Genomic DNA, 15094 nt, shown 5'->3' with positions numbered 1-15094 from the left:
CTGGGCATTGGGGTGATCGGTTGGAACTGCCGGGGGCACCTGCAACCCCTCGCCGCGACTGTAACTTCTGACAGTTTACAAACGCGGCGCACGCTGATTAGCTTTTTTGAAACCTCTGGATTGAGGTCTCAAGGAGCAGATCGGTCATGGACAACCCACCTTCATCCCCTCTTCAATTCACCCCTGAAGAACATGCCAACAACGCCCGCCTGCTTGCAGCGCTGCCTCGTGGAGCAGACATCACGAGACGCGAGCGCATCGTCGACTATGAAGTCGTTGAAATGGCGGCGCTTTTTCGTGAGGGCAATCCGGATAAATTGACGTCTGAAGCGGTGCTCACGGCGTATCTGGACCGCATCAGCGCGCTGAACGGCCCGTTCGAGACCTATGCGAACAACGGTTATTACAACGCCTTCGCCCGGCTTGCGGATATCTCCGAGCTGATGGCTCAGGCACAGCAAGCGGACCTGTGGCTGCAAAACCCGAACGATGAACGCGGTCCCGCACCACCCTTGTGTGGCATTCCCATAGCCGTGAAGGACTCCATTGGCATCCAAGGGCTTGCAACCAAAAACGGTACGCAGACGTTCAGCGCCAATAGGGCGCTGCGAGACGCGACCTGCGTCGCCCGGCTTCGCGCACAAGGCGCAGTGATCGTGGGCCATACCATGTGCTCAGAATATTCAGGCGATGTGGTGGGCCAATTCGCTGTGAACGCCTGGGACCCGGCGCGCCCGCCCGGCGGCTCAAGCCAGGGTTCGGCAGTCGCCCCCGCCGCCCGGCTAATTGCTGCGACGCTGGGCGAAGAAACCGCCGGTTCCATGATCATTCCTGCATCCGCCAATGGGATCAGCGCGATCAAGCCTTCACTCGGCGTGGTGCCGGGTTCCGGCGTCATGCCGCTGCGAACAGGGTGGGATGTGGTCGGCCCCATGGCACGTTCAATGCGCGACGCTTCGTTAATGCTCTCGCTTATCGCTGGCAGTGATGCACAGAACGATCCGCAAACCGTGTCGGCACCTGGATTGGCGAAGCAACTGCCCATCAATGCACGTCCCGGCCCGCGACCTCTCCAGGGTTTGAACATTGGCATCCCCCAGACGGACTGGCTTGAGTTGAACGTGCCGCCAGACGAATCCTACGACACGGATTACAAAAGCGCGTTCGAGCGATTCAAGGGCGAACTTGCCAACCTGGGTGCCAATATCGTCGAATTTCCGGGTCTGGACCTGACTATCGAGGCTAATGCACCTTATTTCACCCCCTACCCTTTTTACGACGTCGAAGGGGAAGACGGCCAGCTACTTCTGCGAGTCAATGGGCCTATCGGAACGACCTACCCCAATCAGTTAGAAACGCTGCACTGGCTGGCCATACGGGATTTCGCGGCCTCATTGGACAATGAAGCGCACCGCGAAGAACTGATGCGCCTCTACAGGCCGGATGAAAATCACCATATCGCAGGCATCATTCCCGTAGGCATTCGGGCCGAAGCGGAGAACCGCCGCCGCCAGCAGCAGATGCTTTTCGAGCAGGCCCTGGATCGCGACAACATCGACTTCATGATGGTCATGCCGCTGGGTGCGCATCTGGGCCTGCTGTCCGCCCCCTATGAGGACCGAATCCCCAAAAGGCGCGGTTCTGTCGAGGCGCCGAATGGATTGGCATGGCCGATGGTGACCTTCCCGATCGGTCATGGGCAATCGGGTCTGGATCGGCCGCTGCCCATCACGGCAGCGTTTTGGGGGCGTCGCTTCAGCGAGCCTGTGCTGGTGCAAGCGGCCATCGACTTTCAGGACCGGTTTGCCAAGTACCACACCAAAGCGCCCATGGACCCGGTATTCACGGGCGTTGCATCAAAGGCCCCCGTCCTCAGACTTTGGGAAATTCCCTCCGAGTGCTCGAATGATCCGGTGGTAATTCTCCAAGGCAGGCAACACTCATGATCCGGGAACCGTTTTTCCCCATTGCCTGGAAGGCCTTGACCACCCCCCAGTTCATGCCGGCAGCCGCCAGCGTGGTGACTGATCCAATCTTCAGCATTGCATGGCAGCCAACGCTCGGGTGGGCGCACTACCCGCATGAGCCACTGAACACGGCCCTGCGCGTCAACGAAGGCCTTGCGGAAAATGAAGGCGAAAAAAAACGCCGGAGCGATGAACACTCCGGCGTTTCTCCCGACCTTAGCGCACCAAATGCAAGAACTGCATATGCCGCTCGTACTGATCGAGGATGTCGTTGATGACCTGCTCCTTGGTGTAACCCACCAGATCGTACTCCTGACTGCCCTCGCTCAGATGAACCTCGGCGCGGTAGTAGCGACGGTTGTTCAACTGTTTGGAGCCCATGCCGCCCCGTGCGAACGACGGCGTGAAGAAGCCCTTCATCATCACTTGATAAATGAACGGCCGTTCTTCGCCATGGCCGATTTCCAGGCTCACGCTGTCGTTGGCAGGATCAGGCTGAGCAACCACGTTCAAGCCCTTCTCCACGAACACGGCGGTAACGTCTTCAATGGCCGGGCGCACGGTCTGCTCAAGGAAGCGATACACCTCGTCCCGAGACGGGTAATGCACGGCCTGGCTCAGACGCTGGCGCCAACCGCCGCGTCGCGCGCCGGATGCCGGGGCCAACGAATACAGCTGGGCAATCTGCCGCTGGGACTCCATGAAGAACGCTTTGTGCAGCCCCCACATCATCAACAGCAGGATCAGCGAGAACGGCAGCGACGTCAGGACAACCGCGGATTTGAGCGCATCGATACTGCCGGAGAACAACAGCCCGCTGGTGATCACCGCCGTCGCCACGCCCCAGAAAACCCGCAGCCATTTCGGGCCGTCTTCATCGGGGTTGCCGCCTTTGGCGGACAGGGTCGATAGCACAACCGTGCCCGAGTCTGCCGAGGTCACGAAAAACACGAAACTGATGAACACCGTCACCGCGATGACCGTTTTGCTCCACGGATAGGTTTCCAGCAGCAGATACAACGTCATAGACGGGTCATCAATGGCCGATTGCCCCAATGCGACCATGCCGTGATTGATCACTTGATCGATGGCACTGTTACCGAAAATCGACATCCAGGCCAGGGTGAAGCCCAGCGGGATCAGCAGCACGCCAAAGACAAACTCACGAATAGTCCGGCCACGGGAAATACGGGCGATAAACAGCCCGACGAACGGCGACCAGGCAATCCACCAGGCCCAATAAAACACCGTCCAGCCGCCCAGCCAGTCGCTCGGTTTGTCATAGGCGTAGACGTCAAAACTCTTGGTCGGCAGTGCGCCCAGGTAATCCCCGATGTTCTGCACCAGCGTATTGAGCAAGTGCTGGGTCGGCCCGGCAAACAACACGAATAGCAGCAGCGCACAGGCCAGCAACATGTTGATGTCGGACATGACGCGCACGCCTTTATCGACACCGGCAATCGCCACCAGAATCGCCGCGCCCATCATCAGCGTGATCAACCCCACCTGAATCCACTGGGTGTGCGGCATGCCGAACAGGTAATCCAGACCGGAGTTCAGGTGCAACACGCCAAAACCCATGTCGGCACCCAGGCCGAAGATGGTCGCGATGATGCCGAAGCCATCCACCGCATAACCGATGGGCCCATTGATGCGCTTGCCGATCAGTGGGTACAGCGCCGAACGCAAGGCCAGTGGCAAGTTATGCCGGTACGCGAAGTAGGCCAGCGCCATGCCGACGAAGGCGAAAACGCCCCAGCCATGCAGGCCCCAATGCAGAAACAGCAACTGCATCGCCTGCCGCGCTGACTCCGTCGTCCCGCTTTCGCCCTGGGGCGGTTGCAGCATGTGAGTCAGAGGCTCGGAAACACAGAAGAAGAACAGCGTGATGCTGATCCCGGCGGCAAACAGCATGCCGGCCCAGGACAGATAACTGAACTCGGGCTCGTCGTGGTCGGCACCGAGCTTGATCTTGCCGTAGCCCGACAAGGCGGTGACCACCACGAAGACCAGATACAAGGTCATCGCCAGCATGTAGTACCAGCCAACCGTGTTGGCCGCCCAGTTCTGCGCCGCCAGCAACCATTGGCCGGAAGCCTCCGGAAACGCGATGACGACCACACCGAAAATCAGAATAAAAGACGCCGCGAAATAGAAGACCGGCGGGTTCATGCGGACCATGCCGCTGGATTGCGAAGCAGGCGCACTCATAAAAACGGCGCCTCCCTGCAAAGGAGCAAGGCGGAAAAACAAGGGTTAAGCAAAGGTAAGCCTCCTGTTGTGAGCGGGCAGCGAACCACCGATTTATATTGAACAAGCGTTCAATTAAAACACGAAAGCACCCACGACGGCTAATCGCAGGCCCATGGAAGCTGGCTCAAGGGAGGTTATGACGCTTGATTTACGGGGTTCGTTCCCTGCCGCCGAGACGATTACTGAAACGTTTCTGCTTCACCACTTCCACGCCTCCTCGCGGAACTCAGCGTTAGGCATGAGGGTTTTCAAAAGGGCTGCGACTTCGTCGATTTTGCGTTTTTCGACGTGTATTTCGAAGCCGACCATTGTGTTGTTCTGGTAGCTGGTGACGATCATTTTTCTTTTTCGGTCAATAAAAACAAGGTCGTAGCGTGACCATTTTTTGGTGCGTTGCCTGACCGGATTTTCGAACGTCATTAGTTTTGAAGAAGCCGCAAACGCCATCGCACCAGGGCCGGCGAGCATCCAGATGAAGCTTGGCTCCATGGCGATCATTGTCAGGACCGCGACAAAAAAGGTGATTGCGATACCTTTGAAAATGTATGGTGTAAAACTTGCGTAGTCTTGCCAATCTTCAACATGCGCGCCGTCTTCGGTAAGGATGTAGCTGTATATCATTTTTTTTCTGGCGATTACTAGCCAGAAAAAAAGCAGCAAGATTAGAACAAAAATACATGAGCCCTGATAAAGCCCCCTGCTACTTTCCTCCCCATAAGCATTTATATAGGCATAAAAGCCAATAGGAACAAGACAAAATGCCCCAAAGACTTGGTCGACCAGTCTCATTGGATACGGATGAGCCTTGATTGTCCACCCTGCAATTTCTGCGCCTTCAAGAGCTTCGCGAGTCAGCACTTTCGACGTGCTATCAATGGCGTCGAGGCTCACTTCATCAGCGTTCTCACGATCACTCATAGCAACGCCCTTCTTGATAGTCCACGCCTGACGGCGCATATAATCTAGCGATCGCAAGGAACTCATCAATTCGATGTTTCGGCAGAAACGCCTCAAAGTATAAATAATTGTCTTCGAACGGAATATCTGGATCATAGCGGCGCTGAAGAACAACAAGGCCTCTCGTTCTATCGACGAATATGAGGTGAGGTCTATCCCATTCAAAACTGCTGTAGCTGATTTCATTTTCCCATTTGAGTAAGCCACTCGCTGCGGCGACGGCCATTCCTGCGGGTCCGGCGAGGGCCCAAATGAAAAAAGGATCCAGAGCGACCAATGTCAGGATGACAACAAAAGACAAGACGGCAATACCCTTGAAAGCATGACCTGTATATTTTGAGTGATCTAACCAATACTCAACATCGCCACCGTTTTTGGTAATACGATAATTGAAGACTGTTTTTTTCCTTGCGCCTATATAAAAGTATATTAAAAGCAACGAAACAAAAACACAGGACCCAGTTGTGCTCTCTCGGAAAGTTTCGCTTTCATGATACTGCCCATATAAATAAACCATACCCACCATAAATCCGAATACGCCGAACATAGCATCAACGGGAAATACGAGATGGGGGTGAGCTTTGATCGTCCACTTCATAATTTCTTCTTCCTGCAGAGACTGCGATATAGGCAATTCAGGCAGAGATTTTTCTGGTTGACTCAGCCGAGTCTTGACCTTCGTTATTGCTTTCATATCTAGCCTACTATCGGCAGAATAGCTGCTTCTGTACGACCACCAAAGCCCTCAACGGAAAGCACGCTGCCATCACTAGGGGTGTGACTATTACTTTCTGATAAACCCTCTGCTTTCAGTTCTATCTGATAGCGATAACACTTGTCATTGTCTTTGGCCGGGAGAATAGCAGTGGGATACCAAACCTGGAGCTCGAGATACTCAGCATTGTCGGTGATCGGAATCCAAGTTTGCCAGATAACGTCCTCTCCTCGAGGTGGGGCAGTTCTAGACGGCGGATCGTTGTAGCGGATCTGCGTTTTTTGGTCGGAAGCTTTGCTCCATTCGGCGGTAGTTTCAATAGTTCCATAGCCAATGAAATGCTCTTGAAGACTACCGCCTGACGCTTTCACTGGCATGACATACCCAGGACGGTCACTAGCCGTTAGATTTACATGAATGATTTCACCACGGAGGAACGCGGGGATGCGAAGCTGAATCCAAGCGCCGTTAGACACCTCACGAGGTAGATAACCGGCACGCCCGCTATAAACCTGTTTCACCTCGAAGGTTGGCTTTACGAAAAGCGACGGACTCAGCTGGACTTCTAGAAATAGTTGATTCTCCTCGGTTTCATCTATAAAGCGCTCGTCAAGGGCTCGGGACCATCTACATTTATGTAGCCAACGTCCAATGGCATCACTTTTTAAGTAGTTAAGCGCATACGTTACGAATAGATAAATCAGTCCTACAATTGCAGTTCCAGCCACGAACCAGGAACTCATAACGAAAGGTATCAGAAAGCCATGGCCGGAAAGTGCGAAAACACCCGCGGCTGCTTGTATTCCCCCGATTGTCAGAATACCCCAAACAGCATAGTTTTTTATGGATAGAAAATCTCTCTCCAGCGCAACTTCGGTCTGTGCTTCATTATCCGCGATTTCCCATAACTCTAATGAAGCCGCTAAAATCAGAAAACCACCCAGACCTATTAATCTTGTACCAAACCCCTTTATCAGTGCCCCCCACTCCGACTTCCCCATACTTGCCCAGTAAGCCGCAGAGCGTTGAGTAATTTTTATGACTTCTTTTTTACTCGTTTTAACAGCCAACCCCTTCATCCCCGCCCAAGCCGTCTCAACAAAAACCGCCATCAGTGCGTTTCCGGTATAAGCCGCCGCCGATCCAACCTTGGCCCAGTCCTTGGCATTCAGTTCGCCATCCCGGCTGGCAAGCTCGTAGGTCGCCATTGTGTTGAAAAAATTGACCACAACCAGACCCAACGTGATCGCACCTGCGTTCAGCCCGTGTTTTTCAGTGAAGGCGCGGGCGTGGCTTTGCCAGTTCCCGGCCGTTCGGGAACTGTTGTAGAAGAAACGGGCGATTTCCAGTTGTAGCTGGCGCAGGTAGCGGTTTTTGGAGTAGTCGAGCAAAAGAGGCTGTTGCAAGTCGTGCAGTTTTATCCGCTCGTTAAGCTCGACGAGGACGTCTGCTATCACCTTTCGATCATAACGACCGTCCGGCCTCGACCACCGATACTCAACGACCTGTTTTTCCCGACGAAGCTTTTCTCTTTTTATGTACCAGGCGGCAATGCGCTCTTTGAAGTCCAGGTCAATGTTCAACCGGTCCTGATGGCTGATCAGCAAATGACCGATGGTAAGGTTGCGCAGGGCAATGGCTTTATCGCTCATACGACTGTCCACTGCGATGAACGCCAGTTGAATATTTTCCAAGGTCGTTTTGCCGGCGCCCTTGGCTAATTCCGTCAACGCCTGCAGCGTCAGCTGCACGGGCTCGCTCAAGACCCTTATCCAGGGATGTGCCGCTATCGCATCGTGATTGAGAAAGCTGTTGATCTCGCCCGCCCGGCCAGCAGGGCAACGGCAGCAGGGTTTGATCGCCTGCCGACACCGCAGAGCCGTCCCACAATCCCGGCGATATTCATGTGCTCTTTCCGGAAAGAGCAGTATGGAGAACAGGGAATCACGACGTTGAGCCAATTGGCGACTTTTGTGAGTCATCGGCGATGTCCTTGTGCGTGCAGCTATGGAGTCCGAAGCATGGGTGCGCGGCTCTGATGCCAGCCCGATGATCTTCAGATCGCGGTCTAATCATCGCAAGTAAGTGCTTACTAAAACCCGTCAGTAAAACCATTCCCATTCCTCCTCGCGAAACTCGGCGTTGGGCATCAGGGTTTTCAAGAGGGCGACGACTTCGTCGATTTTGCGTTTTTCGACATGGATCGCGAAGCCGGCCATGGTGTTGTTTTGGTAGCTTGGGACGACTATTTTCCTTTTCCGATCAATGAAAACCAGGTCGTAGCGCGACCACTTTGTAGAGTGATGTTCAATCGGGTTTTCGAACTTCATCAGTTTTGAGCACGCTGCTAGGCCCATTGCGCCCGGACCGGCCAACATCCATATGAAACCGGGGTCAATCGAGATCATTGTCAGGACTGCGAAAAAGAAAATTATCGCGATGCCTTTGAAGATGTGCCCCGTGTATTTTGAGTAGTCCAGCCAGCGCTCAACCTTTCCACCGCTTTCAGAAATAATATAGCTGAACACTGTTTTTTTTCTGAAACCTATATAAAGATAGAGCACAAACAACGAACCGAAACTGCTAACTCCTGTTATAAATTCTCTGGTGCTCTCGTTTTCATGAAACTCCCCATAAAGATAAAAAATTGTTGTCAGAAAACCCATAAAGCCGAACATTATGTCCACCGGGTATATTGGATATGGATGCGCTTTAATCTTCCAGCTTGCAATTTCTGCGCCTTCAAGAGCTTCGCGAGTCAGCACTTTCGACGTGCTATCAGTGGCGTCGAGGCTCACTTCATCAGCGTTCTCACGATCACTCATAGCAACGCCCTTCTTGATAGTCCACGCCTGACGGCGCATATAATCTAGCGATCGCAAGGAACTCATCAATTCGGTGTTTCGGCAGAAACGCCTCAAAGTATAAACAATTCTCTTCGAACGGAATATCTGGATCATAGCGGCGCTGAAGAACAACAAGGCCTCTCGTTCTATCCGTAAAGACAAGTTGAGGTCTGTCCCACTGGAAGGAGCTATGGCCGACCTCATTCTCCCATATCAGTAAAAACTTTGCGGCGACAAGCGCTAAACCTGAAGGACCGGCGAGCATCCAGATAAAGTCGGGGTCCATAGCGATCATAGTGAAGATGCAGACAAAAAATAAAGTAGCGAGACCTTTGAAGAAATGTTTCGCATATTTAGGATAATATTGACGATATTCTACGCATACTCCGCTTTCACCAATACAATATGAATACAGCGTCTTCTGCCTACCGGCCATAATCCATAAGTACAAATAGAATACAACTCCAACTAGCCCGCCGCCAACAAACACTCCATTAGCTTTTGCGCCACTACCCCCTGGCCATCCATATAAAATAAAACCGACGGGAACTAGGATAAGCACACTCATTACGATATCGACAAGCAGCGTGGGTCGCGGGTGAGCCTTGATGTCCCATGTCATAACATTCTGCCCTGACAGAACGCATTTCTTCAATTCAAAGGCAATTGGCTGCGCGTTAGTCATTTTCAAAAATTTCCATTGTTTCTAGAGGCAGCTAAAGGCGATAGCAGCAGAGCTGCTGTTGAACGGCCGCCTAGATTCTCGACTTGCAACCTATTGTCGTCAGTACCAACTGGGTTGTCGTCGTCATCGCGTTTATCAATTCAGGGGCCTTCGCGACAGATAATTGCGGGGCGCTCAAGGCTGGCTCAAAGTAGCTTATAGAACCAGAGTTAGGGGCATGCCCTGCTGGCAAGGCGGTGGATAAATGGTTCAGTAAAACCATTCCCATTCCTCCTCGCGAAATTCGGCGTTGGGCATCAGGGTTTTTAAAAGTGCTGCAACTTCGTCGATTTTTCGTTTTTCGACATGCATTTCAAAACCGGCCATGGTGTCGTCTTGGTAGCTCGGGACGATTATTTTTCTTTTTCGGTCGATAAAGACAAGGTCATAGTTTGACCATTTGGTGCCGTAACGACTGACTGGGTTCTCAAACTTCATTAATTTTGAAGAAGCCGCGAATGCCATCGCACCCGGGCCGGCTAGCATCCATATGAAGCTTGGCTCCATGGCGATCATTGTCAGGACTGCGACAAAAAAGGTGATTGCGATACCTTTGAAAATGTAGGGTGTAAAACTTGCGTAGTCCTGCCAATCTTCAACGTGGGCGCCGTCTTCGGTAAGGATGTAGCTGTATATCGTTTTTTTTCTGGCGATTACTAGCCAGAAAAAAAGCAGCAAGATTAGAACAAAAATAGATGGGCCCTGATAAAGCCCCCTGCTACTTTCCTCCCCATAAGCATTTATATAGGCATAAAAGCCAATAGGAACAAGACAAAATGCCCCAAAGACTTGGTCGACCAGTCTCATTGGATACGGATGAGCCTTGATTGTCCAGCTCATAACTGCTGAACCTTCCAGAGGATCGCTAATAACTTCGGATGTTGAATTCGTAAATTCAGACTGCCGAGTGTTGTCACTATCTTTCCTATCCATACGCTTCAACCTATTATCGGAATGCTAGCAGCTTCTTTGCGACCGCCTAGGCTTTCGACTGACAATACGCTGTCATTGCCGTCAAGACTGGAATTGCTCTCTGAAAGTCCGTCGGCATCAAGTTCAACCTGATACAGATATCCTTTATCGGCGGCTTTTACAGGTAGGATTGAAGCTGGATACCAGATTTGTATTTCCAGATATTGAGAATTGTCAGCAACAGGAACCCAAGTCTGCCATATGACATCCTCGCCTTCTGGAGGCACAGGTCTGTAGGGCGGGTCGTTGTAGCGCATCTGCGTTTTGGTGTCTGGAATTCTTTCCCAGTCAGCAATAGACTCGGTGGTCCCGTAGCCGATGAAATACTCTTTCAGGCTGTTACCTGAGGCTTCGACCGGCATCATCAAACCGGGACGACGACTGGCCGTCAGGTTTATCAGGATTACTTTGCTGCGTAAAACTTCAGGAACTCTTAATTGAATCCAGGCGCCGCTCGGTACTTCTCGCGGTGAATAACCAGTGGGGCCGGTGCTGATGAACTTAGTTTCCATAGTCGATTTTACGAACACCGCGGGACTTAGTTGAATCCTCAAAAATAACTGATTTTCTTCTGCTTCGTCTTGGAATCGCTCCCCAGGGAATCGAGACCATCGGCATTTGTGCAGCCACTGCCCAACTATATCGCGCTTCAAGTAATTAAGGGCGTAGGATGCGAATAAATATACCAGACCAACTATCGCAGTAGCGGCGAGAAACCAAGGATTCATTACCCAAGGAATAAGAAAGCCATGCCCTGCAAGCGCAAAGACACCGGCGACTGTTTGGAATCCCCCGGCAACGAGCATACCTAAAACTGCATACCTCTTGCTCGAAATAACCGTTTTATCTAGCGCGACGTCCGACTGACTTAAGTCGTCTTGGATATCCCATAGCTCCAATGAAGCGGCTACGACTGCAAATCCGCCGAGTCCAACTAATCGCGCACCGAATCCAGGAATCAATTTCCCCCAAGACTGAGTCCTACCCTCGGTTCCGGCCCAATAGCTTGCTGACTTGCCAGTAATTTTAACTGTTTTACTTCGGATTTCCGTCTCCAACCCCTTCATCCCCGCCCAAGCCGTCTCCACAAAAACCGCCATCAGGGCGTTCCCGGTGTAGGCCGCTGCGGAGCCGATCTTTGCCCAGTCCTTGGCATTCAAATCGCCGTCTTTACTGGCGAGTTGGTAGGTGACCATCGTATTGAAGAAGTTGACGACCACCAGGCCCCAGGTAATTGCGCCTGCATTTAGCCCATGTTGTTCGGTAAAGGCTCGGGCGTGGCTTTGCCAGTTGCCGGCCAGCTGAGCGCTGTTTTTGTGGAAGTGGGCGATTTCCATTTGGAGTCGGCGCAGGTAACGGTTTTGGGCGTAGTCCAGTAAATGCGGTCGTTGCAGATTGTGCTGCTCGATGTGCTCGTTCAGTTCGACCAGTACTTCTGCCACTCGCTTGCGGTCATAACGACCGCCCGGGTTTGACCAGTGGTGCTCAACGACCAGTTTTTCGTTACGCAGCCGTTCTGCTTCCTTGCTCCAGGCGGCAACGCGCTCTTTGAAGTCTAGGTCAATGTTCAACCGGTCCTGATGGCTGAACAGCAAATGACCGATGGTAAGGTTGCGCAGGGCAATGGCTTTATCGCTCATGCGACTGTCCACTGCGATGAACGCCAGTTGAATCTTTTCCAAGGTCGTTTTGCCTGCGCCCTTGGCTAATTCCGTCAACGCCTGCAGCGTCAGCTGCACGGGCTCGCTCAAGACCCTTATCCAGGGATGTGCCGCTATCGCATCGTGATTGAGAAAGCTGTTGATCTCGCCCGCCCGGCCCGCAAGGGCAGTGAGGTCAGAGAGTCCTGACATGAGACGATTGGCCTCGTTGGTCATCGCCTCTTTGATGGGGGCGGAGAAACCGTAGCGAGCCAGGCCGAGCAGCGTTCGACTGGTCTCTTCCTCTTTTTGCAGCCACTGCGAGAAGCCAACGTCTTGGCTGAGGCTGCACAACAACTCGGCCGTGAGGTCCAGCAGGCAATGCAGGGATGTGGCGTTGGTGGTATCGATGAACAGGCGCATCGGATCAGTTCCGATGTGCTCGCCAATGGCTTTGATATCGTCCTGGGTGTCCGTGATGTGCTGCTTCAAGCCCTTGAGCTGTGGCTGCCGGGCTTCGGTGAAATCCCGTGCGGCATCCAGGTCGACTTCGCGACGCCATTTACTGCGATCCTGCCAACTGCTGCGCAATGCCGGATCCGGCAGGCGGCCATAGCGGCTTTTTAGCTCGTAGCCCAGCGTGGTCGAAGGCAATTCGACCACCCCCAAAATGAGCCCTTCGGTCCCTGCTGCGGCCCGATCCTCGACGTCCAGTTGCTCGAAATACGCTTCGATGTCGCGAACGTACTGCCGGGTTTTCGCCTCATCGCCTTTAACCGAGGCTGGTAGCAACGTTTGATCGCCGCCGACACCGCAGAGCCGTTCCACGATCCCGGCAATATTCATCGCGTGCTCATGCTCGGCCTGAAAGGCGAACAGTGCGGCCTGATCAGCAATGAGTTGCATACCCAGGTCTTCCAGCATGCCTAATGAGTCATCGAGGGCGAACAGTAAGGCGCTGAATTTGTCTGCGACGCTGCCTGTCCATAACACGTCAGCAGCCAGCGGCACCGGCGTGTACTCGGCGCCATCAGGTACGGTAGGCGGATGGGCTGAATCAGCGAAGCGTCCGTCGTGATTGACGGGATAAGGATCGACGTCGGCGATTACCCTGTCACTCAGCCGAGTCAATGGCAGTCCGTGCGCGACCGACATGTTGCGGCAGTAATCGCGCAGGTCCAGCGGCTGCATCCATGACGCGCGACTCACAGGGCTGGAACGCAATTGCTCACACATGCGCCAGGTCCATTGCCAGGGCGAGAATGCGATGCGCAGTTGGCTGGTGCGCGGATACAGCAAATACGTGCGGCTCTCACCTTGTTTCGCACGAATGTCCAGACCCGGCTCGGCATCGCTCCAGAGAATTTGCGTCAAACTCGCGTCCCGGGCAGAGAACGCATACTCATGCAGCACTTCATCCATTTCGTCATAGACGTAAACAAACCCATCGCGCAGTTGGCGCAAGGTCAGGCTGCGGGTTTGCAACCTGGGATAGCGCGCCCATTTTCCGCTAGCGTCCAAAGGCGTGAGTTTGCCGGGATCAACGTCGTAGCGTGAACGGTCCAGGGCGTAGCGCATGGGCACGATTGCGATGTCAGGACCCTTGAATGGGCAAGTGCCCGTCCCGGAAAGGCTGGTGTCGGGAAATTGGGAATCGCGGCGTTGAGGCAATTGGCCGTCTTTGTCAGTCATGAACGACTTCCTTGTACGTGCGGCTATGGAGTTCGAAAGCACGAATGCGCAGCTCTGGTGCCAGTCCGGCGTTCGTCTCGTTCTGTCTTAACCATTGCTGATAAGGGCTTTGCGCTCGGGTGGCGAAGTCCTGGCCGTAGTCGGCGCAAGCCTCCATCCACATGGCGAGCGCACGTTCAGTGATAAGGCCCCATTCCAGACCCGCTTGCAGACTGGAATTCAGCCAGTCGCTGATCTGCGAACCGGCAAAGCCGGAAAACAAATCCGGATTGCGCTCGCCAAGCCAGTTGTAGAGACGGCCCGTAAACCGCCAGCGCTGAGCCAGATCCAGCGCGTCAAGCTGATCTTCGCTCAGCACGGCATGTCGCTCGTCCCACGCGGATTCGGTGCCGGAGCCGCTGAACGTCTGCCATTGCATCGGCTGTGGTGATTCCCAAGTGTGGCGTGGGGAGCCCACCCACCACTGCTCAATTGGTCCGAGGTGCTGGCTTGCGCCACACGGATAACTCGACAACCAGAAATGTGTCACCAGCGGGTCGGCGAAGCGCAGGAGGCAACCGCCGCCCTGACAATCCGGTGGAGAAATGAAATGGCGCAGATGGGCGGCGACTTGCTCGATGTCGGCGCGGCTGTAGAGGAGGGTTGAGTCTTTTCGGAGCGATTCATGTTCAAGCCATTCCGACAGCAACGGGCTGCGTGCGTCAGGCTTGATCAGGATCGGTCCAAGATCGTGAAGATCCTTCCATCGAGTGCCCAGATAAAGCGCCTCGATTTCGAACAACTCGTGACGCTGATAGAGCCCCGCAAGTGCGTTGGGTCTCAATGCGCCGTCAATCAACAGGTAGTTGGCTTGGGAAGGGTGTGCCATTGCTTAATTTCCCCCGTCCGGTTGTTCCGCTGCTTGCGCCAGCACTTCGCATGATTCGCAGCGAGACGGGTATTGCATGACTTCATCGCGAAGGGCCTGTACGGCCACTTCGGACACGGGCGTGGACGGAGCTCCCGGAGCCACACCCCGCTTTTCGAGCGGCGTCGGCGCTAGCGGGACAGCTGGCATCCCCGGCATCGGTGCACCGCCCAGCAGGATCGGCACGCTGGTAAAGATTCCTGCAGGCGTGATGGATATCCAGTGGCCACCCGCCTTGATCGTGGTGGTGAGCGTTGCGTCGATGATCATGTGCTTGCCGGCAGCCATGTGGACTTCAAGAGCCGCACTCACCAGATGATTCGCCGCGCTGATGTGCTGGTTGCCTGCAACGGTCAATGAATCGTCCGCCAGGACCTGGGTCTTGCGCGCACCGTGGGTGAGGTGGTGTTCTTCGCCGTGC

General features: G+C 53.9%; 10 protein-coding genes and 1 pseudogene. 1 reads left to right on the top strand and 10 read right to left on the bottom strand.

Annotation, left to right across the window (positions count from 1 at the left end; all coding sequences use genetic code 11):
* The first annotated feature begins 146 nt into the window (after positions 1-146).
* Entirely contained in the window at positions 147-1946 is a 1800-nt protein-coding gene (locus ACP7B0_RS14985) for an amidase (RefSeq protein WP_426142194.1), read from the top strand.
* 237 nt (positions 1947-2183) lie between these two features.
* On the opposite strand, the gene betT is transcribed toward ACP7B0_RS14985, so the two are convergent.
* From betT to ACP7B0_RS14935, 10 genes and pseudogenes are all read right to left on the bottom strand, one after another.
* On the bottom strand, positions 2184-4139 hold the full coding sequence (gene betT / locus ACP7B0_RS14980) for a choline transporter BetT (RefSeq protein WP_426142379.1): 1956 nt from the start codon (positions 4137-4139) through the stop codon (positions 2184-2186).
* Positions 4140-4418: 279 nt separating this feature from the next.
* Complete coding sequence (locus ACP7B0_RS14975) at positions 4419-5138, bottom strand: hypothetical protein (protein WP_426142193.1); 720 nt, start codon at positions 5136-5138, stop codon at positions 4419-4421.
* Entirely contained in the window at positions 5131-5871 is a 741-nt protein-coding gene (locus tag ACP7B0_RS14970) for a hypothetical protein (RefSeq protein WP_426142192.1), read from the bottom strand. Before ACP7B0_RS14970 ends, ACP7B0_RS14975 begins: the two co-directional genes overlap by 8 nt.
* Positions 5872-5873: 2 nt before the next feature.
* A complete protein-coding gene (locus ACP7B0_RS14965; protein WP_426142191.1) occupies positions 5874-7655 on the bottom strand; it encodes a hypothetical protein in 1782 nt (593 codons plus the stop codon).
* A 339-nt stretch (positions 7656-7994) separates the two neighbouring features.
* Positions 7995-8717, bottom strand: a complete 723-nt coding sequence (locus ACP7B0_RS14960) for a hypothetical protein (protein ID WP_426142190.1) — start codon at positions 8715-8717, stop codon at positions 7995-7997.
* On the bottom strand, positions 8710-9423 hold the full coding sequence (locus tag ACP7B0_RS14955; RefSeq protein WP_426142189.1) for a hypothetical protein: 714 nt from the start codon (positions 9421-9423) through the stop codon (positions 8710-8712). The genes ACP7B0_RS14960 and ACP7B0_RS14955 overlap by 8 nt, the downstream gene beginning before the upstream one ends.
* Before the next feature lie 249 nt (positions 9424-9672).
* Positions 9673-10395, bottom strand: coding sequence for a hypothetical protein (locus ACP7B0_RS14950; RefSeq protein ID WP_426142188.1), 723 nt, complete (start codon positions 10393-10395; stop codon positions 9673-9675).
* A gap of 5 nt (positions 10396-10400) precedes the next feature.
* Positions 10401-13766, bottom strand: coding sequence for a toxin VasX (locus tag ACP7B0_RS14945; protein WP_426142187.1), 3366 nt, complete (start codon positions 13764-13766; stop codon positions 10401-10403).
* Entirely contained in the window at positions 13759-14634 is an 876-nt protein-coding gene (locus ACP7B0_RS14940; RefSeq protein WP_426142186.1) for a DUF4123 domain-containing protein, read from the bottom strand. The genes ACP7B0_RS14945 and ACP7B0_RS14940 overlap by 8 nt, the downstream gene beginning before the upstream one ends.
* A 3-nt stretch (positions 14635-14637) precedes the next feature.
* Positions 14638-15094: pseudogene (locus ACP7B0_RS14935) on the bottom strand (hypothetical protein); the annotation flags it as partial.

The organism is Pseudomonas sp. DWP3-1-2, from assembly GCF_049896285.1.
In the GTDB taxonomy this organism is placed as follows: Bacteria; Pseudomonadota; Gammaproteobacteria; order Pseudomonadales; family Pseudomonadaceae; genus Aquipseudomonas.
The sequence above is the reverse complement of the archived record's forward strand: the minus strand, read 5'-3'. Positions and strand labels throughout refer to the sequence as shown.